16 protein-coding genes and 6 pseudogenes are annotated in these 18,752 nt (G+C 67.4%); 9 read left to right on the top strand and 13 right to left on the bottom strand.

Translation table 11 applies throughout. The annotated features are described in order from the left end of the window. The first annotated feature begins 470 nt into the window (after positions 1–470). From ACFYW8_RS37780 to ACFYW8_RS37795, 4 genes are all read left to right on the top strand, one after another. Positions 471–833: a hypothetical protein gene (locus tag ACFYW8_RS37780; protein ID WP_389089572.1), complete on the top strand. Its 363-nt coding sequence runs from the start codon at positions 471–473 to the stop codon at positions 831–833. A gap of 1,062 nt (positions 834–1,895) precedes the next feature. Then, a complete protein-coding gene (locus ACFYW8_RS37785) occupies positions 1,896–2,810 on the top strand; it encodes a TauD/TfdA family dioxygenase (RefSeq protein WP_389089575.1) in 915 nt (304 codons plus the stop codon). 61 nt (positions 2,811–2,871) lie between these two features. Continuing rightward, complete coding sequence (locus ACFYW8_RS37790) at positions 2,872–3,642, top strand: TSUP family transporter (protein ID WP_389089577.1); 771 nt, start codon at positions 2,872–2,874, stop codon at positions 3,640–3,642. A gap of 4 nt (positions 3,643–3,646) precedes the next feature. Then, entirely contained in the window at positions 3,647–4,627 is a 981-nt protein-coding gene (locus tag ACFYW8_RS37795) for an aspartyl/asparaginyl beta-hydroxylase domain-containing protein (protein ID WP_389089579.1), read from the top strand. Here ACFYW8_RS37795 and ACFYW8_RS37800 read toward each other — a convergent pair. Next, entirely contained in the window at positions 4,591–7,620 is a 3,030-nt protein-coding gene (locus ACFYW8_RS37800) for a BTAD domain-containing putative transcriptional regulator (protein WP_389089764.1), read from the bottom strand. The genes ACFYW8_RS37795 and ACFYW8_RS37800 overlap by 37 nt on opposite strands. An 845-nt stretch (positions 7,621–8,465) precedes the next feature. Here ACFYW8_RS37800 and ACFYW8_RS37805 point away from each other — a divergent pair. Further along, positions 8,466–9,027, top strand: a pseudogene (locus ACFYW8_RS37805) (molybdopterin cofactor-binding domain-containing protein); the annotation flags it as partial. On the opposite strand, the gene ACFYW8_RS37810 reads toward ACFYW8_RS37805, so the two are convergent. Further along, positions 9,000–9,692, bottom strand: coding sequence for a M24 family metallopeptidase (locus tag ACFYW8_RS37810; protein ID WP_365874866.1), 693 nt, complete (start codon positions 9,690–9,692; stop codon positions 9,000–9,002). The pseudogene ACFYW8_RS37805 and the gene ACFYW8_RS37810 sit on opposite strands and share 28 nt — an antisense overlap. Positions 9,693–9,980: 288 nt before the next feature. Then, entirely contained in the window at positions 9,981–10,640 is a 660-nt protein-coding gene (locus ACFYW8_RS37815) for an MSMEG_1061 family FMN-dependent PPOX-type flavoprotein (RefSeq protein ID WP_365874864.1), read from the bottom strand. 635 nt (positions 10,641–11,275) lie between these two features. On the opposite strand from ACFYW8_RS37815, the pseudogene ACFYW8_RS37820 reads away from it, so the two are divergent. Next, positions 11,276–11,392, top strand: a pseudogene (locus ACFYW8_RS37820) (transposase family protein); the annotation flags it as partial. Positions 11,393–11,538: 146 nt separating this feature from the next. Here ACFYW8_RS37820 and ACFYW8_RS37825 read toward each other — a convergent pair. Together ACFYW8_RS37825 and ACFYW8_RS37830 are read right to left on the bottom strand one after the other, a co-directional pair. Beyond that, entirely contained in the window at positions 11,539–11,682 is a 144-nt protein-coding gene (locus ACFYW8_RS37825) for a hypothetical protein (protein ID WP_389089585.1), read from the bottom strand. Positions 11,683–11,742: 60 nt separating this feature from the next. Then, on the bottom strand, positions 11,743–12,642 hold the full coding sequence (locus ACFYW8_RS37830; protein WP_389089588.1) for an alpha/beta fold hydrolase: 900 nt from the start codon (positions 12,640–12,642) through the stop codon (positions 11,743–11,745). A gap of 57 nt (positions 12,643–12,699) precedes the next feature. Between ACFYW8_RS37830 and ACFYW8_RS37835 the strand changes: the two genes are divergently transcribed. Beyond that, complete coding sequence (locus ACFYW8_RS37835; protein ID WP_389089591.1) at positions 12,700–13,308, top strand: TetR/AcrR family transcriptional regulator; 609 nt, start codon at positions 12,700–12,702, stop codon at positions 13,306–13,308. Positions 13,309–13,472: 164 nt separating this feature from the next. On the opposite strand, the pseudogene ACFYW8_RS37840 reads toward ACFYW8_RS37835, so the two are convergent. Both ACFYW8_RS37840 and ACFYW8_RS37845 read right to left on the bottom strand, forming a co-directional pair. Beyond that, positions 13,473–13,624: pseudogene (locus ACFYW8_RS37840) on the bottom strand (RNA-guided endonuclease TnpB family protein); the annotation flags it as partial. A gap of 182 nt (positions 13,625–13,806) precedes the next feature. Beyond that, on the bottom strand, positions 13,807–14,316 hold the full coding sequence (locus ACFYW8_RS37845; RefSeq protein ID WP_365874858.1) for a hypothetical protein: 510 nt from the start codon (positions 14,314–14,316) through the stop codon (positions 13,807–13,809). Positions 14,317–14,359: 43 nt separating this feature from the next. Between ACFYW8_RS37845 and ACFYW8_RS37850 the strand changes: the two are divergent. Then, positions 14,360–14,559 (top strand): annotated as a pseudogene (locus ACFYW8_RS37850) (transposase family protein); the annotation flags it as partial. A 6-nt stretch (positions 14,560–14,565) separates the two neighbouring features. Here ACFYW8_RS37850 and ACFYW8_RS37855 read toward each other — a convergent pair. Next, positions 14,566–14,715: pseudogene (locus ACFYW8_RS37855) on the bottom strand (IS5/IS1182 family transposase); the annotation flags it as partial. Between the two features lie 174 nt (positions 14,716–14,889). Further along, positions 14,890–15,165 (bottom strand): annotated as a pseudogene (locus ACFYW8_RS37860) (hypothetical protein); the annotation flags it as partial. On the opposite strand from ACFYW8_RS37860, the gene ACFYW8_RS37865 reads away from it, so the two are divergent. Beyond that, complete coding sequence (locus tag ACFYW8_RS37865) at positions 15,076–15,465, top strand: hypothetical protein (RefSeq protein ID WP_389089777.1); 390 nt, start codon at positions 15,076–15,078, stop codon at positions 15,463–15,465. The pseudogene ACFYW8_RS37860 and the gene ACFYW8_RS37865 sit on opposite strands and share 90 nt — an antisense overlap. Here the strand turns inward: ACFYW8_RS37865 and ACFYW8_RS37870 are convergent. From ACFYW8_RS37870 to ACFYW8_RS37885, 4 genes are all read right to left on the bottom strand, one after another. After that, positions 15,381–15,812 carry a hypothetical protein gene (locus ACFYW8_RS37870; protein WP_389089595.1) on the bottom strand — a complete coding sequence of 144 codons (432 nt, stop codon included), beginning with the start codon at positions 15,810–15,812 and terminating at the stop codon, positions 15,381–15,383. The genes ACFYW8_RS37865 and ACFYW8_RS37870 overlap by 85 nt on opposite strands. Before the next feature lie 104 nt (positions 15,813–15,916). Further along, complete coding sequence (locus tag ACFYW8_RS37875; protein ID WP_389089598.1) at positions 15,917–16,795, bottom strand: hypothetical protein; 879 nt, start codon at positions 16,793–16,795, stop codon at positions 15,917–15,919. A gap of 192 nt (positions 16,796–16,987) precedes the next feature. After that, entirely contained in the window at positions 16,988–17,593 is a 606-nt protein-coding gene (locus ACFYW8_RS37880) for a DUF6817 domain-containing protein (protein WP_389089601.1), read from the bottom strand. Positions 17,594–17,790: 197 nt separating this feature from the next. Continuing rightward, positions 17,791–18,294 (bottom strand): ketopantoate reductase family protein, encoded by a 504-nt coding sequence (locus ACFYW8_RS37885; RefSeq protein WP_389089604.1) that lies wholly within the window; start codon positions 18,292–18,294, stop codon positions 17,791–17,793. Positions 18,295–18,752 lie beyond the last annotated feature (458 nt).

Here is an 18,752-nt window from a genome sequence, read left to right on the forward strand (position 1 = left end):
CGAGGCCCGGCCGTTCAAGTGGACCAAAACCGCCGACCAGATCCTCGACCGGATCTGCCGCTACTGCTCACGCATCTCCGAACCAGCTCACTAGGGGCGGTGCATCCGGCCTCGCTGTCAGCAGTTCGGCTTGTGGCACGCATGTCGCCCGGGGGTGCTGGTGCATGCCGCCGTCCGGCACGTTGATGTCAGCTGTAGATGTCAGAAGTTGTCGGCATAACAGTGCCTGCCATGGAGCCGGCTGCCGCCTCGCCTTCTATCTGGCCAACTCATTTCAGATGACGTTGCCGGAGTCGGCGCGGCGGCGGAAGGTGCTGAGGTTTCCCTCGGTGACGAGCCTGTTCCGACAGGTCAGTTGTTGACCTCTTCCGACAAATTCGTTGAAACCCTGTTCCTGTTGCACGTCTAATTATCTCCAGGCGGACAGAAGGTCCTCCTTAAAGGATTACTTTTCGAAGGGGATGACTCCCGTGCAGGTCACCGCTATATTCAAGAAGTCCCTTGCCGCGACGGCGGCGGTCGCTGCCATCGGTGGTATCCCGGTGCTGACGGCCACGTCGGCCAGTGCGGACCCGAGCTGTATCACCAGCGCGAACGCCACGGTCAACACCGCCAGGCAGAAGGTGACAGTCAAAGTCACCAGCAACCCCTGCAGCCGCCAGGTTCGCGCCTGGGCCGAATGCATGAATGAGAGCGGTGGCACCTTCCAGAAGACCAGCGGGTATGTATCTGGCACGGGAAGCGTCACCGTCGACTGCGGATTCGCCTACGTCAACCGGAAGGGGCATGAGGTGAATGTTCCCGGCCAGGGCTGGACCCGATACGTTTACTGAATCCGGTACGAAAGCGCCTCTGCCTGCCGGTAGAGGCACTTTTGCATTTTATCTATTCGTGATGGACTCGGGAGTGTTCGACGAATCCAGTCGCGGCCGGTTGAACGGCAGCTCTGGAGAGTGCCGTGGCGGCGCGGCGCAGTGAGCCCACGCAGTGTGGGAGCGTGCTGCGGAGAGCCTCTGCCGGCGCCGTCACACTCAGCGACCCAACGGGCACGCCGAATCTGAGAATCGGGGCGGCGAGCATCCGGGTCCCCGCCACGGGGCCCGCTGACGCGACCCAACCGCGGGTCCGGATCCCCTGACGCTCTTCTCGGTCCATGTGGGGAAGGGTCAGATGGGCCAGGATCGCGTGTCCCGCAGCGTCGGCGTCCAGAGGGTGAGTGCTGCCCAGCTCCCCATCGGACAGAGGCGGTACTGCGGCTTCCGACCGCCGGGCGACACACATCTGCATCGGCACGTCGGTCAGGACCGCCACGTGAAGGCGCGCCGTGTGTCCGGGCTCCCGGCTGAGCGCGGCGAGGAACCGCCGGCTTACGCCTGAGACAGGCAGGGCCTGGTACGCCGGGACAGTCCAGTCCTCCGGCTCTTCGGCGAGCGCGTAGTGCCCGTGGCTGGGCTGCCGGATGAATCCGTACCGTAAGCCCGACAGGATGTGGCGCTGGACGGTGGAACGGCTGAGTGCGGTCCGGCCGACGATGGCGCGCAGTGCATGCGGGCCGTCACCCAGCTCGCGTATCGCCCCGAGTACCTGGAAGGTCCGGTCCGAGACGCGCTCGCCTTCCTTGCCCGCGTGACGTGGATCAGGCACGGCTTCCTCCCCTGGATCGTGCGTGAAGTGACGTCCGGGGAAGCTACGTGATCATTCTGTTCGACCTTGGCATCACTTCGACAGAGACCTGACACCGAAGCCGCAGGGGTGCTCCGTAGCGTCTGTCGTCCCTGGTCAGGAGATCAGGGACAACAAACTTGATTCAGGAGTCAGTTGTGCAAGCGACGACGACCATACGCAATGGACACCAGCTGTCGGAGACCGACGCCCGGAACATGTGGACACTCGCCTTGAGCACGGCGACTCGCAAGGCGGAGAACGTTTCCGACTTAAGTGACCTGCTGCTCAACATGCCGTCAGCGCTGCGATCCGAGCTGATCGACTTCTCTGCCGGCGCCTCCAAGCAGGGCTTCTTCCTCATCCGGGGCCTGCCGGTGGGAGAACTCCCCGCCACCCCGCTGGAGCACCGCGCCGGCGAGCTTGCCGAGCACGGCTCGGCCGGGCTGCTCACTCTGGTGGCGGACTTGCTGGGCACCCTGGTCGGTTATGAGGACGAAAAGGACGGGACCCTGATCCACGAGGTCCACCCTGTTCCCGGGGAGGAGCATCGCATCGAGAACAGCGGATCCGTAGCCTTCGACTTCCACACCGAGAACGTTCACCACCCGCTGCGCCCCGACTTCTTGGGTCTGCTTTGCCTCCGTCAGGACCACGAAGGGGTTGCGGCCACCCGCGTCGCGTCGGTCCGTGAGGCGTACGCTCTGCTGACTGACGGGCAGCGAGACGTTCTGCGCACCCCCGTGTTCAAGAGTGCCTACCCGACGTCGTTCTCACGCAACATCGCTGGGCCTCGCCCGTCGTCGGGCCTTCACCCCGTGCTGTTCGGCCAGGAGCCGGACCTGTTCATGCGCTTCAACTCCCACACCACGACCAGCGACGACGCCGTTGCTTCCAGTGCTCTGCGGGCCCTGTCGGAAGCGTTGGAAGAGGTGTGCCACGAGGTCGTGCTCGCACCCGGGGACCTGGTCGTCGTGGACAACCACATTGCGGCTCATGGCCGGTCCGCGTTCACTCCGCGCTTCGACGGCACCGACCGGTGGCTGCGCCGGTGCTACTCCCTGCGGTCCACTCCGCGCTGGGCCGAGCGCATGATGCCCCGCCCCCGGGTCCTGCCCGCGCTCATGAAGATCACTGGAGTGCTGTGAGCCTCGCCCTCATCAACGCACCGTCTTCGACCGGCTGGTCACGCACCACAGGAAGGGCTTGATGGACGCCGTAGGAATATCCGGGCTGCTCGTCGCCGCGACAACTGCCGGTTGGGTGGACGCCGTGGTCGGGGGCGGAGGACTCGTGCTCATCCCGGCGCTGCTGATGGCCTTTCCGACGCTTCCGCCCTCCACGGCGCTCGGCACGAACAAGCTCACGGCCATCACCGGCACCACCGTGGCGGCCGTCACCTTCGCCCGCCGGACGAAACTGGACCGATCGGTCGCGCTGCCGGCCGCGGCCCTGGCCGTACCCTCAGCCGGGTTCGGGGCACTTTCGGCCTCGAGCCTGCCGGCCGACTGGTTCCGTCCTGTGATCATGGCGCTGCTGATCTCCGTGGCCGTGTTCGTCACCCTCCGCCCGAACTTCGGCTCGGTCATCGAGGACGCGGACGCCATCAGCAGGCGCCGCCGGCTCATGGTGGTGGCGTTCGCCGGTTGCGGGATCGGCTTCTACGACGGGGTCTTCGGTCCCGGCACCGGCACATTTCTGATCATGACCTTCACCAGTCTGCTGTCGCTCGAGTTCCTCCAGAGCTCGGCGCTCGCCAAGGTCGTCAACGTCGGAACGAACCTGGGCGCACTCACTGTCTTCGCGGCCCAGGGACAGGTGCTCTGGCTCCTGGGCGCGGGAATGGCCCTTTGTAACATCGCCGGAGCCACACTGGGCGCGCGGACCGCCTTGAAACGCGGATCCGGTTTCGTCCGTATCGTCCTGCTGGTCGTCGTGACCGGCATGGTCGTGAAGCTCGCGTTCGACCAGTTCCGGTGAAGCCGTGATCGAGCTCCCGAGAATCCACGACCCGCTGGGGAGAGGTCTGCCCAACAGCACCGAGATCTCCGCTGTGTACGACCCTGACCAGCTGCGTGCCGAGATCGGCGGACTCTCGGCGTGGGGTGCCGCGCCGCTGGCTGCTGTCCAGGGCCGCCGCGTCCTTGCCCTCCACAGCCTCGGAGGGGACCCGAACCGCACCGACACCGGAGGACCGAGCCTCCAGGACTACGCGGCGACACCTTGGCTGCGGCGCCTGCCGGCCTTGTGGAAGGTCCTCCGATCGTTGCCGGCACCACTGCGATCGGTACGCCTCATAGCCCTCTCCCCCGGTGCCCGGTTCACACGCCTACAGTCCGCGAAGTGCGGTCCTCCGTGGGGGCTGTGCCGGTTGCACCTGCCCATCGTCAGCAACCACGGCGCGCGGGCCGTCTTCGTCGAGGACAGCTACCGTTGGACACCCGGCACCATGTCGTTCGCCGCTTCCTGGCGCCAGCACGTCCTGGTCAATGACGAGAGTGAAGAGCTGGTCCACCTCGTCATCGACCTCTACCACACCGCGGAACTGGCCAAGCTGTTCCCCCAACACCTCCAGGCCAGACTGACAGCCCCCGCGTCGCTGGAACTGCGCCCGAAGGTCGCGCTCATCCCGGACGAGGTACGGCGCTACGCGTGCCGCTTCCCGCTCCCCGAATCCTTTGCGAACTGGGAACAGCCGGGGCACTTCCTTCCGCGCAACGCCCTGCGCGACGTCGTCACGGCGGAGATCGCGATGAGCAGCGGCACACCCCAACTCCTCCTGGCCGGACGACCCTTCTGCGCTCTGGAGCACCTGGGCCAAGGCGAGTTCCGGATGCGAGGCTGGAGCGACGAACGCACCCTGCAGGTCCAGGCCTGCCCCCGCCAGGGGGCGACCGTGGTGATCTGCGCCCGGGACGGCTCCAACACCTATTCCACCTGCCTGCCGGCAATGTCGGTCGCCTGACCGATGTCAGTCGACCGCCCAGCCAGATCCGCAAGGGCCGCGGTGAAGCGCTCCCTCCGAGAAGCGGCACCCATCCGACGGCACAACTCCTCACCCTCGGTCAGCAGTACGAAGGCCTTGGTCTGATGGCCCTCCGCCACGTGCGCGGCCGCGAGGTTCAGCAGCACCTCGACCTGCAGCAACGGATCCTGGATGCTGCGCGCGAGATCCAGGGCCTGACCCAGACGCTCCTGTGCCTGCGCGATCCTGCGTCGTCGTACGTCGACCGTGCCCTGCCCCAGCAGAGCTGCGCAACGGCCGCTGAGATCGCCGAGCCGACTGGTCGCCCGGAGACTGGTCTCGTACGCCGCTGCCGCCTGATCGAGTTCACCGCGGGCAAGCCGGAGATCTGCCTGAGCGAGGTGAACCTGCGCCGCACTGCGCCCTTCGAACGACTCGGCCATCCGCACCGCGACGCGCAGAGAACCCTCCGCCTCCTCATCCCTGCCCAGCTCCAAGAGGGTCTGCGACATCCACCGGTGCACCTGTATCTGCGCCTCCAGGTCTGCTGCCTCCCGAAGGATCGGCAGACATTCCCGCCAACGCTCCAGGGCAATCGTGGTCCGCCCCTGGATGCGGTCCGCGCACGCGGCCTTGCGCAGGGCGAGTGCGTACCCATGCCGGTCACCGACCTCCAGGAACAGCTCCCGGGAGCGCTCCAACAGCGGGAGTGCCCGCTCGTAGAGCCGCCTCGTCAGGTCGAGATCGCCCAGCCCCAGCAGCAGGGCGGCCTCTCCCCGCTTGTTGCCCTGCCGCTGTACTGTCGCGAGAGCGACCTCGTGGGTGTGCTGCCAGTCGTCGAAGTGGAAACGTATGCTGAACAGGCATCTTGACGTGGCAGCCATGTCCCAGGCGATCTCGTCCTCGTCGTGCTCCGCGGCCTGGGCGCACAAGGCGGTGATGGTCGACCGGTCCGCCTCGTACCAGTCGAGCGGGTCACCGGCCGCCAGCTGGATCACGTCCTCGGATACGTAGGGCCGTGAGCCAAGGCTGTGAACCACGGTGAAGTCCCCGCCGCACACCTCACGGTGCGCCAGATCCGCCAGGGCCAGGGTGGTCGCGGCCACACGCTGCCGGGCCGCCGCCCGCTCAACGCCGGGCTCCGTCTCAGAGAGGCATTCCGAGGCGAACAACCGTACGAGATCATGCATCCGGTAGCGAGCTTTGGGGCTCCCCATGGGAGTGACGACGTCTACGAGACGAGCGTCCAGCAGCTCCTCCAGAAGGTCCTCCGCCTCCAGGACCGACAGACTCAACAGGGGTGCGCAGACCCACTCGGCGAAGTCCGGCGCCGCCAGGAGCGCCAATCTGCGAAAGAGCCGGCGCGCCTGCGGACTGAGTCCTTGATGTGAGAGCTCGAGGCTGCTTCGTACCTCCAGTCCTTCGTGCGCGAGCTCGTCGAGCCGACGTCGCTCGTCCACGAGCCTGGAGGCGGCCCTGCGCAGAGACCAATGCGGCTTGGAGGCCAGCTTCGCCCCGACGATCCGCACGGCCAGCGGCAGGCGGCCGCAGTACTCGACGAGCTTGCGAGCCACGTCGGGCTCCGCCTCGACACGCTCCTCCCCGACCAACTGGCAGAGCAGCAGGTGGGCCTGATCCCGGCCCAGGACATCCAGCTCAAGCACGTGCGCGTTCGGCACGGTCGTGAGCCGGGTCCTGCTGGTGACAAGTACGCCGCACGTGTCCGTTCCGGGGAGTAGCGGCCTGATCTGTCGGACGTCGCCGGCGTTGTCCAGGACCAGCAGCATCCGCCGGCCCGCGACCAGGCTGCGAAAGAGCGCCGCGCGTTCGTCCAGGGAATCGGGTATCGCCGCGCCCGACAGCCCGAGCTCCCGCAGGAAGCGGGCCAGGGCCTCCTCGGCCGACACCGGATCGCTGTCCATGCCGCGGAGGTTGACGTACAGCTGCCCGTCGTTGAACGTCTGACGCAGCTGATGTGCCGTGTGGACAGCGAGAACGGTCTTCCCCGTGCCTCCCGGACCCACGATCACCGCGACCGGAACGGTTCCGCTCCCGGGCGCGATCGCCGATTGCAGGGTGTCGATCTCTTCCCTGCGGCCCACGAACTCGGCCAGATCGCCTGGCAGCTGGCAGGGCGGACCGTATGGATCGGTGAAAGAACCGGCATGTGCTACCGGGGTCCGCTCGCGCGAGGTCCTCTTCCTGGCAGGAGTGTTTGCAGTTCCCTGCAGCATGCTCTTGTGCATCCGCTGCAAGTCTTCGCCCGGTGAAACGCCCAGCTCCTCGCGCAGCAGTTCTGCTGTGGCTCGGTACATCTGGAGCGCGTCGGCCTGTCGGCCGGACCGGAAGAGCGCCAGCATGAGTTGCGCGCGCGGCCGCTCGAGAAGCGGATACTGCTCGACGAATACCGACAGCTCCGTGACCACATCCTCGTTGAGCCCCAGACCGAGCTGGACATCGGAGCAGTGCTCGCGCAGGGCGATGTACTCCTCCTCCAGCCGACGGATCTCAGGCTGCCAGGCACGGCAGTCCATCCCGGAGAGAACCCCACCGCGCCACAGCCCCAGCGCCGACTTCAGCTGGGACAGAGCCCGCCTGGGATCGTCCGCTTCGCTGGACGCGCGCGCTTCTTCCTGCAGGTCACGGAAGACCATCGCGTCGATGCGCACCCCGGCCCCCACCATCAGCTGGTAGCCCGGCCGCCGAGTGACAAGGAGTTCCGGTGACGCTCCACCCTGCCTGAACATACGGCGCAGCATGGAGATGCAGGCGGCTACCTGATTGGCTGGATCCGCCGGAAGATTGTCCTCCCAAAGGCTTTCCGCCAAGTGCCGAGTAGAAACCGTGTTTCCGGGACTCAGCAGGAGCGTCCCCAGGACCGTTCTGAGCCGTGGCGCGGATATGTCCAACAGCTGCCCGTCGACTCGGATCTCAAGTGGCCCGAGAAGGCCTAACTCCAAATGGCTGCCCCCCGATGGCACCCTAGACAGCACATCGCCCCCAGCGAATTGTATGCAAGTGGAATGATCGATCAAACGAATATCACGCTGTCAGCGGGTCTGCCACACTTTGTGATCTTGGCATCACATCTATGACCTGGGGAATTGACCGTATCTGGCCATGCGCCCGGGGCCGCAGGTCGAAGACTTCCCGCCGATCGGGACTGTCGAGAGGAAGAGTCCCTGCCGCACCCACCTTCACACCATCAGCGTGAACCGGGCCACAGACCGCGGCAGGGGCCCTCGCCACCCACTGCGCTTCAGCGGCTGCGCCTGTACGTGATCGCGGAGGACGCGCCGCGGTTCGGGGCCGCCGGCTGAGTGGCAGGAGCGGGCCTTGACCCATCCGTGTCTGTGTCAGGAGGCGATGCCGCTGACCGGATCCGGTGCATGACCGCTTCTTCGATGAATTCGCTCCGCCGGCAAAGTGAGACGCCTTCGCCAAGGTCGTGCCGGCGGCGATCCGCCCGGCATCTCCTGGCGGTGCTCAAGAACCTTCGCCGCGGCCTCGCAGCCACCGCTCTGGGCTTCGCCGTCCTCCCCCGCTCCCTCGGGGCACGCCGATGGGTACACGCTCACTGAGGCCATCACCTCTCTGCCGATCGCGTATGGGGATCCGCGATGACTACGAGCGCGAGCTCTCTCCGCACTGGAAGGACGATGACAAGAACGGCTGTACGGCGCCCGCAGCGACGTGTTGACCGCCGAGGCCATCGAGGCCCCGACGGTTGGCGCGAACTCCACCCTCACCGAGGGTGTCCGGCACTCGTACGACGACGTCCTTGTCCAGGCCCCGGCCGGGGTGGACATCGACCACCGCTACCAGGCGGCGTGCGCGGGTCGGCGTCTCCTTCACCGCCGAGGGGCACTTCGGCGGCACTCCCCCGCTCGGTCGCCTTCAACGCACAGTGGTTCCGTCTCGCCGTCGCCCCCGGCACCGGCACCGGCACCGGCACCGGCACCGGCGAGATCCGTATCCTGCGCAGCGTCGTCCACGCTGCCGACGCCGGAAAGGTCATGAACCCGATGCAGTTGCAGTGCCGAGGCCAGGTCGAGGGAGGCGTCGCCCAGGCACTCGGCGCCACCCTCTTCGAGAACGTCCGCATCGACGAGCGCGGCGCGGTCGAGACGGCCGTCTTCCGCCGCTACCGGCTCCCCCAGTACGCCGACATCCCGCGCACCGAGGTCCACTTCATGGAAACCGCGGACGCGATCGGCCCACTCGGCGCCAAGTCGATGAGCGAGAGCCCCTTCAACCCGGTCGCCCCCGCCTTCGTCAACGCCCTGCGAGCCGCGACCGGCGTCCGCCTCACTCAACTCCCGCTGACCCGGGACCGGTTGTGGCTCACCCTGCACCAAGCGGGCGTGACGGATCAGCCGAGGTCGAGCAACTCCTCGTAGAAGCCACCGAACCCGCGGCCGCGGTCGACGAGATGGACCTCCAGGATCCAGTGGCAGCGGCGCCCGGCCTTGTCGGTGCGCCGCAGCGGGGTGCCGTTGTCCGGCGCGATGTAGGACTCGACGTCCGCACCGTCGATCGTCTCGTGCGGGAACTCACCGACCAGGTGCCCGGCGTGCCAGCCGCCCAGTTCCCATCCGGCTTCCGTGGCGAGCCGTTCGACCTCGGCGTACAGTCGTCGGCCGGTGATGTCCGGGTCGGCCTCGAAGTAGCGTCGCCCAGCCGCGAAGACCCGGGGCAGGTCGTCGCGCAGGCGGTGCTTGACCGGGTCGTCGCCGAGGACGAAGGTCCGGCCGAAGTCGGCTTCGTACTCCTCGAAGATCGGCCCGAAGTCGGCGAACGCGATGTCGTCCGCGCCGATCACCCGGTCCGGCGGATTCTCCTTGTACGGCAGGAGCGTGTTCGGCCCCGACCGCACGATCCGCTTGTGCCAGTGCTTGGTCGTGCCGAACATCTCGTTCGCCAGGTCCCGGATCCGGTCGCTGACCGCCCGTTCCCCCTCGCCGGGCGTCACGAGCCGACGCTCCTCGATCTCCGCGAAGAGCCGCTCGGCCTTCGCCTGGGCGTCCAGCAACCGTGTCGCGCGCGTGAGTTCGTCATCCGCCATGGTGCCGACCGTAGGAGCAGGCATTGATCTCCAGCAACCGAAATCCTTCGACGGAGAGCGGCTTCACGTCACAGAGCTCCGCCCGCTGTTGATGACAGGCTCCAGGTGTGGAAGCCACACGGCGTCAGCGGCCACCACCTCCGCAGGACCGTACCCGCGCGGGCCCGACGCACCGGTCAACAGGGGTGCGCGGAAGGACGATTACGGGACGCCCCGCGATTGATCTCGGGACGTGCTGATCTGCGGCTTCGGCGAGGCTGGTGGGTTCGGCAATCGCTGGTCGGCCCGTCACTCGTACCGGTACTTCAGCGAGTCCGCCTCCGCCTGCTCGATGTCGGCGATCGTCAGCTCCGGCATCCCAAGCTGGGCCAGCGTCACCTCGGCGGAGGTCGGCTGGGCGTCCGCCGACAGCCACTGCTCCGGCTTCCAGGCCGCGCTGCGCAGGAGCGACTTGGGACAGTGCGGGTAGACCTCCTCGATCCCCACCACCAGGGCACTGGCCGGTGGCTTGCCCACGGCGGTCAGCTGCGACAGCAGCTCCGGGCGGGTCGAGACGCAGGCCCGGCCGTTCACTCTGAGCGTCGTGGTGCGCCCCGGGATGAGGAACAGCAGCCCGGCCCGTCCGGTGGCGACGACGTTCTGCAAGGTGTCCAGACGCTTGTTGCCGGTCGCGTCCGGTATCGCCACCGTCCGTGCGTCCAGGACGGCGACGAACCCGGCAGGACCGCCGCGCGGGGAAACGTCACAGTTGCCCTCTGCGTCCGCGCTGGCGACCAGGACCAACGATGAGCAGCCGATCAACCGCCTGGTCTGCTCGGTGAGTTCGGTCATCTGCTTGCGCACGGCCGCCTCGCCGGGGAGTTCGTAGGTCCGGCGCAGCGCCTCCTGGTCGGGCACGGCATCGAGGCGGAGCGAGTCGAAGGCACTGCTGGCAATGGATGTCGTCATGCCTCCGATCCTATTGGGCCGACGTGCGATTGATCTTGGTCGGTGAGGACGCTGTCGCACCAACATCTGGGCCAGTCGGTCGCAGAACTCGCTCGGCGCCGGGTGGCGCGCCGGGAGTCCGGGCGCGATGGGCGACGTGAGGGCGACCGTCGGCGGGAGACGGGAGGCGGGAGACGGGCCGACGTACGGACCGGTGTTCACCGACCGGCTCCTGGTGACCCCGGTCCATCTGCGGACCTGGCTCACCCGTGAAGCTTTGACCGCGGACCCGGACGGTCGTCGACGGCGGCGGCGGCGGCGGCGGCGGCGGCGGTTCGACGCTGCGGCCGTGGTGACCGCGTACTCCGAAAAGGCGGGCCCACCCGTGCTTCCGCCGCCCACCGTGCCAACCCTGATCGTGATCGCCCAACGATCCGGCTTCGTCCGTCCGGAGCGGAGTACGTCACCGGCTGCCGATCGGTTTCGGGCGACCGTCTCACCGTCGCCGAACTGGACTCCGACCACATGCTCTACGTGGAGCGACCGCGCGAGGTCGGCGACCTGCTCCGGACATTCCTCGCCTGTGCTTCCGACAGCATCGGACGCGGCGCTGCGCGTCATCGCCCACTCCGACAGACCGGGCCCCGGCCGACCGCATCCTGGCCACCCTGCTCCACCTGCGCGAACTCGCCACCATGGACCTCCTCGGCCAGCTCTTCGGAGTCACCGCCATGACCATCAGCCGCGCGAGTCAGGAAGTCCGCCCACTGCTCGAAGCACACGGCCACCGCATCAGTGCCTCTACCGCCCGCTTCCGCACACCAGCCGACGTCACCACGTTCCTCGCTACCGACCCCATCCAAACCAAGATCAAAAAGGCGAGTCAAAGATCTGCACGCCCTGAGAGCTCGTATCAGGATCATGGGTGGGCCTTCTTGAGGCGTCGCCAGCAGGTGAGGCTGCATGCCAGGGAGACGAACGCGTCGTGGAGTTCGAGGCGTCCTTCCCATCGGATGGCGAGGCGATTGAACTGGTGGAGGAGGGCGAAGGCCTGCTCGACCACGTAGCGGAGTTTGCGAAGCTCCGCCTGTCGTTCGCGAAGTCCAGCCGTGTGGCGTGCCTGCTACCGGTTGGCCACGAGGAAGTCCTCCAGGATCTCGACGAACCGCGCCGGCTGCTCCTCGGCCGGGTAATGGCCGCAGTCGTCGAGGACGACCCCCGTGACGTCGTCGGCCGCCAGCCGCATCGTCTGGGCGGCATTCGCGCCGCTCCACAGCGCGCCGCCGACTCCGAGCACCGGCAGCGTCAGCCGGGTCTTGCTGCGCTGCTCGTTCTGCGCGATCGTCTCGTCCAGCGCCCGGTAGTACGCGAAGCTCGCCCGCAGCGCGTGAGGATCCGCGGTGATCGCGTCGACGTAGACGTCGACGGCGTACTCGGGTATCGCGGTCCGCGTGGCGGCCTTGGTGGCGAACTGCCAGCCGAAGAAGAGCCGCTCCCGTCCCCGGACCAGTTCCTCGTTGAGGTCGGTGAGCCGGTTGAAGCCGAACTGCCAGAGCTTCAGGTTGACCGCGGCCGGGCCGAAGAACGGCGGGGACGGCGTGAGACCGGGGATCACTGCTTCGAGGACGGCGAGCCGGCCCACCCGCTCGGGGTGATCGGCGGCGAGGGCGTATCCGGTCCACGTACCGATGTCGTGGCCGACCACGTCGAACCGGTCGTGCCCGAGTGCGGCCATCAACGCGACCAGATCGGCGGCGAGCGTGCCGGCGTCGTACCCGTCGTCGGGCTTGTCGGAGAGCCCGGCCCCGCGCGAGTCGACGGCGACGACGGTGTGCCGTCGGGCGAGCGCGGGCATCACCTCCCGCCAGGCGTACCAGGTCTGGGGCCACCCGCCGATCAGCAGCAGCGCCGGGCCGTCCCCACCGGTGACCGCGTGCAGCCGCAGTCCGTTCACCTCCACGAGCCGGCTGGTGAAGACGTCAAGGAATCCGTCGGGCAGCCGCAGCGAACTCAAGCTTGTCATGCCGACGACCATACACATCTTTGAACGATCGGTACAAGATGTGTAGACTGACGGACCATGGCAGGCCGCAAGCAATTCGACGTGGACGAGGCACTACGACGTGCGATGCACGTCTTCTGGCGCTGGGGTTATTCGGAGGCCTCGATCGATCGCCTGACCGAGGGCACGGGCCTGGGTCGGGGCTCGCTCTACGGCACCTTCGGCGACAAGAGCGCCCTCTTCCGCAAAAGCCTCCAACGGTACGCGCAGACCTACCACCCGCTGTACGAGCAGGCACTGTCCGGCCCCCACCCGAGCCCGAGCGCCGTTGTGGCCGCCTTCCTGCAGGTCGCCCTGAACCGAATCGCCGACCCGACGGTCCCGGACGGCTGCCTGCTCACGGTGTCGGCGACGCAGTTCCCGGCGCTTGACGCGGAGGGACGGGCGATGGTCCGCGCCATGATCGACGGATTGCGGGCGATGCTGGAGCAGGCGTTGCTGGCGGCGGGGGCCGATGAACAGGAGGCGGCAGAGCTGGCGTTGTGCACGCTGGCGACGAACAAATCCCTGGCAGTGCTGAGCCGCGCCGGCTTCTCGGGCGAAGACCTGGCAACCGTCGCGGGAGCCGCCACGAAGAATGCCAAGGCTCCGCCGAACCGGCCGGCCGAACCGTCCGGGCCGCGTTAGGCGGGAACGACTCCGTCGCCGATGGATCTGCAGAGACCTTGGGGCAGCCGGCGGCTCGGCAGGAAGTGACTCGGCCCAGCCCTCACAGGGGCTGAGCCGACCCTGGCGACGAGATCGTCCCACCGGGAGAAGAGGCTGACCTGAGCCGCCTCGGTCTTCGGGCACTTAGTCACGCCGATCGCGGCGTCGGCGGCCTTGCGGGCCATCGTGGTTCGGCGAGGAACTTCGGACGGAAATCCTCGACCGCCAGCCGGTCGTGGTCGCGTACGACCTTCTTCGCCCACTTGCGGCCGGTGTCCTGCCGCTGCCGGGCACCAGCGCGGTTGAACGCCTGAAAGCTCTTCCGAACCCCGGCTGACCAGCCACGAAGCCCACCCCGACGACCAGACCCCGCCCCGGGCCCGTGGAACCCGGCGCCCACCCGACGCGACAGCCGGGCCATCGGCAAGCCGAAATGCTCCGCCCGACGAACGGACGGACCGTCATGAAAGGTCGAGCCTAGTGGTCGTTGAGGTAATAGTGCGTGGACTCGCCGTATCCATGGTAGAGCGGCCCCAGCCAGATCGTGACCCCGATTTCCTTGTTCTCAGGGAGGTTGTACGCGCCCCCCTGTGAAGCTCTGGCGGAGATGCACGATCCTTCCCCGCCCGAGGCGACGAGTGCGTAGGCCGAGCCCCAGTCACCGGGGCCGTCCTCGTACACTATTTCGATGTGAGGAGTCCGCCCGTCGGCGTTCGTGTCGCAGAGTGTGACGATGTCGCCGTTCTCAGCGATGTAGACCGTGCCGCCCTGGCCGGCGTCCGAGGTGGTCCACGTGTGGTCCCAACTTCCCGGGGGCGGGTCAACAGTTGCCGATGCCGACGACGCGGTAGCGAGTACCCCACTGGCGGCGATAACGGTGGTTGCGGCCAAGGTCGCGATCCTGTGACGCATCTTTCCCTCTTCCCGCTCGCTCGGCCAGTCCGGCGAGCGTAGTGACCGTACGTCATCCAAGTAGATGGTGGACATACTTTCGATCACTTTCTCGCGTGATGCAGCAAGGCCAGCCCCTACCGGCCTCAAGCGCCCACCCGGCGGAGAGCTCACCCTGACCCAGCACACCGTCAACCCGGCCCTCGCCCAAGCCAAGGCTCCGGTCGAGAGCGCCATGGCACGGCTGAAGTCCTGGCAGATCTTCCGCGGATCCCGGATCATCCCCAACCGCATGACCGTCATCGCCAAACTGTCCTCATCCTGGAGGGACAACACTGAAAACGCCCACTGTTTCAGGCGGTTGATACACCGCTCGACGGTGTTGTGCTGCTTGTAGGTCTCGGGATCGAAGGCCGGCGGCCTGCCTCCACGTCTGCCCCGTCGCAGCCGGTGGCCTCACTGGTCCGCCGGGCGGATCGCACGGGACGAATAAGCTCAGAGAGGTCATTTTCTCCCGATGTTTCATCCCGGAATTGGTTTTTGATCCGTTGATGTCGGGTCGCGCCAGGAGATGGTGGCTTCGCCGGTGAGGCGGCGGGCCATGAGGTCGGTCATGGCGAGGTGGATCATGGCTTCGGAACGGGCGGGCAGGGTCTCGTAGTCGCGGGCCAGGCGGCGGTGGAACTTCAGCCATCCATAGGTCCGCTCTACGGTCCAGCGTTTGGGCAGGGGGTGAAACCCCTGCTCCCTGGGGTGCGTTGGACGATTTCCATGTCGATGCCGAGTGCGGCGGCGTGCTCGACGAGGTGCTGGCGGTAGCCGCCGTCGACCCAGGCCTTGCGAATCGTGGAGTGGGTGGCGGCCACGTGGGCCATCGCGAAGAGCCCTACTGACGTAGCCGCGTGGTGCACGCTCCTGGGTGAGAAGCCGTTCCAGGTCACCCATAACGGCCCGCCGTTCGCCCAGGGGCGCTACACGGGGTGTTCGACTCCGGCGCCCGACAAATGCCGGGCCCGGGCGGATCTTCAGCGGTACGAATCCCACGACGGGTACTGGCACGCGGTGAAGCAAAAGGACAGCGGGTGGAGGAGTTACAGCGGGCACCTCACCACCCCGGGGCTCAACTGCGTGCATGATGGCCACAAGGAGACGTACAACACTCAGGTGACCCTCCATGTCGAGTACCACGGACGCTTCAGCGAACCCGGAATCGCAGTCACGCACAACACCGTGCTCGACTGCTGAAGTCCGTTCATCCGTAACGGCCTGCCGGATTGATTCAGCAGGCCGTTTTCGGCCGGTTGCACAGATGAAAGCGAGACAGCAGCATGCAGGTTCACTTTGATGCCGTAGACCCAGAGAAAATGATCAGGTTCTGGGGCAGCATCCCGGGTCATGGTGCGTACAGCGTCGGCAAAGCGGAATCTCCCGCCGTGCTGCCGGTCGTCACCGTCCTTATCGGAACGGTCGCCGAACAGGTTCAGACGCTGATCGCCAAAGGCGGCTCTCTGGTGGAACTCCACGACCCCATGGATGCCCTGATGACGGATCCGGAAGGCAACAGGTTCATGGTGGTGCTCGACCCCGATCACGAAGCATCAATTTCCCAAGGCCATGTCCTCCAGTAAGTATTCAGGCTGCTACTGAGCTTGAATACGTGATACCGGCCAGTGGTCCATGATCAGCCCGGTTTCCGTCATCCCGCCTGGGATCGAGCCGGTGCGGTCCGTAGACGGGTGACCTGGGCGCGGTTGCGGGCCCGGATAGCCCGGCGCTCCCCGGCCTCGGCGAGCACCGCGGCTCTGGCTTCCTCTCCGGCGTCGAACGCCGCCGGAGAGAAGCGGTCGCTGGCTCTGACGTGCCGTTCCCAGTCGTCCTGCCAGAACTCCACCGCCCAGCCTGGCCACAACTCTGGTACCTGGTAAGCCTGTGGCGAGGAGTAGAGGGACCACCAGCCCAGACGGCGGCGTTCCGGGTCGAGGTGGATGCCGGCGTTGACGTGCAAGTGGCAGGCTCCGTGCCCGGGGGCGTTTGCCAGGCGGTCGAGCAGGACGGCGCCCTCGCGGACAGGGTGGTCGAAGGCGTCAGAGGCGACGTGGCACCGGCCGGTGCTGACCGTGATCACCACACCGCCTGGGTCGGGCCCGGCCAAGTCCTCGTCGTCGGGGGCGAGGAGCGGGGCCAAAGAGGGGTCCGAATTGCGGCAGCGGACGTACTCCGGGTCCAGCCCGACGTACTCGCGCAGTTCGGCCGAGCCGTCGTACAGCCAGCGGACCTCCCAGCCCGGCCACGCGGCTCGGATCAGCTCGAACATGGCCGCGCGGTGGCGGAGCTCAGTGCTAGGGCCCTCCCAGGCGAAGAACAGGAGCACCTTCCGGCCGAGGTCGAGCAGTATCCCGCCCTGGGCCATGGTGTCGTCCAACCACCAGCCGTCTTGGCGGAGTCCGGGAAGCATGGCGAGAACCGGTGTCGGCCCTTCCAGCAGGTCGAGGTCGATTCCGACCGCCCAGCCGGTCCGGTACAGCTCATGCGTGTCGTTCTCGCGGACCACGATGACGTTGGCTCTGTCTCCCATTGGGTCAGGATGACCGGGCGGGAGGCTGTCGGCCATCCGTTTTCGGCGGCTTCGAGGCTCCGGTGTCCAGAGAGTGAAGGCGTGCGGACAGGGCGGGGGCCGGGGTCGTGGCCGTGCCCCTTGGAGTGGTGCAGTGATCATGTTCCCACGGTCATGCGGTGGGCGGTGCTGACTCCGAATGCGTGATGTTGGTCAGCCGTCCATGCTCAGGCTGAGCTGCCGCACGCAGGCATCCCAGGCCCCGGCGGAGAGCCGGTCGCGCGCGCGGGTGAACAGCCGGTGCAGGGCCGGGCCGTAGCGGTCGGCGAGTTCGACGTTGTGTGCCAGTACGTCGAGTTCGTTGGCTGCGGTGATTTCGAGAAGGGCGCGCACGTCCGGCTCCGGTGGGGTGTGCTCCCGGCCGGTGAAGCGGTCGCGGAAGACCAAGGGTTGCCCGACCCCCAATCGCGGATACACGACGCCGCGGTCACAACTGGCGTATAGGTGAACCAGCGCCTCGGCCCGTTCACCGATCAGCTCGGCGAGGACGTGGCGCTCGGTGGCGTCCACCAGGACCTGGTCGAACCCGTCGGTGCCGTACGCCGCATGGCACATTCCCGCGGCCTGCAGGTCCGGATGGGCACCCCACTCGCCCAGGAGGCTCGCGACGCGGATCAGGTGTTCCAGGAGCGTTCCGCCGGGGTGGGGCATCTCGCCGGCGCCCCGGGTGCGCAGGAACTCCTCGACGGCGGGTCGCGCTGCCGCCCGGCCGGATCCTCTTCCCTGCGAGCTGCCCTCGGATTGAATGAACCGCTGCATCAGGCCTCCTGGTTCGCCGGTCGAGCCACCTCTGCCACCTCTGCCACCTCCGCCACCAGCCGAGCCTTGGCCGGGGTTTCGAGCCCGTGGGCGGCATCGGCGCGGCGGACCAGCCTGATATCGGGTGGCCGGCAGGGCGAACGGGGCGAGGAAGGCGAGCTTGTCCCGGAGCATTGCGGTCTCGTGGGTGCGGAGGGTCACGCCGCGGCCGGCGTGCCGGAGCTGGTCGGCAATTCCGCGATTGGTGCAGCCAGTTCAAGGTTGGTGTAGGAGCCGCCGTGGACGATGCGCCCCGGTGCGGTGCGGGTGGCCTCGACCCTGATCGTGCCGGCGACGGCCTTGGCGGACGGGTAGCGCTCGCGCAGTACGGCCAGGTGCTCAAGGCCGTTGAGTAACGGGACCACGATCGCGTCGCCGAGGGCTTCGGCCGGGACCCGGTCGAGCGCCTCCTCCAGGACGGTCTGCTCGACCGTCACGAAGACGGCGTCCACCGGTTCGCGCAGCTGGGTGTCGGTCTGTACCGCCGCGGTGAAGTCTCCGTACCGGGTGCTCTCGATGTGCAGGCCGTCCCCGCTCAGCACGGCTGCGGTCTCCTCGCGGGCCGGGTGCATGACGCGCTGTCCGTCACGGGCGAGCGCGCCGATCAGGCCGCCGACACCGCCCGGTCCGAGAGTGGCCACCGTAAGCTCTGTTGTGCGCACGTGTGCTCCTGTCGTATTTGGGAGACCGGTTGGTGCGGTGAGGCGAAAGCCAGGCGGCGGGAACTGGCCGGATGGGCAACCCTGTTTCCCCCTCGGCGAGTTGCGGGTCGGCACCCGCCATGTGTTCACCGCGTCCGGATCGGGTGAAAGCAGCGGGCGGGTTGCCGCCATGGGCCCTGCAACGATGATCAAGCATCGCGGAGATCCAAGTCAATCCACGGGCTTGCTGGCATATATCAAAGCGATACCTTGGGTTGGTCGCCCTGACTCCTGACGATCTCGTGTCGTCGCCGCGGTCTGCCCTACCTCGATCCTGCCGCTGCCGCATGGGTGAAAACCTCATCCCGAATCGACGCCGCGCTCTCGCGGCTCCCTGACCGGACATCGGAGCCGAGGCCCAGGACGCGGTCGGCGAACAGCCCGCGGTGCCGGGTGGGTTGCCGGGGCATCGGGCATGG

Origin of the sequence: Streptomyces sp. NPDC002742 (assembly GCF_042888885.1) — a bacterium.
Taxonomy (GTDB): domain Bacteria; phylum Actinomycetota; class Actinomycetes; order Streptomycetales; family Streptomycetaceae; genus Streptomyces.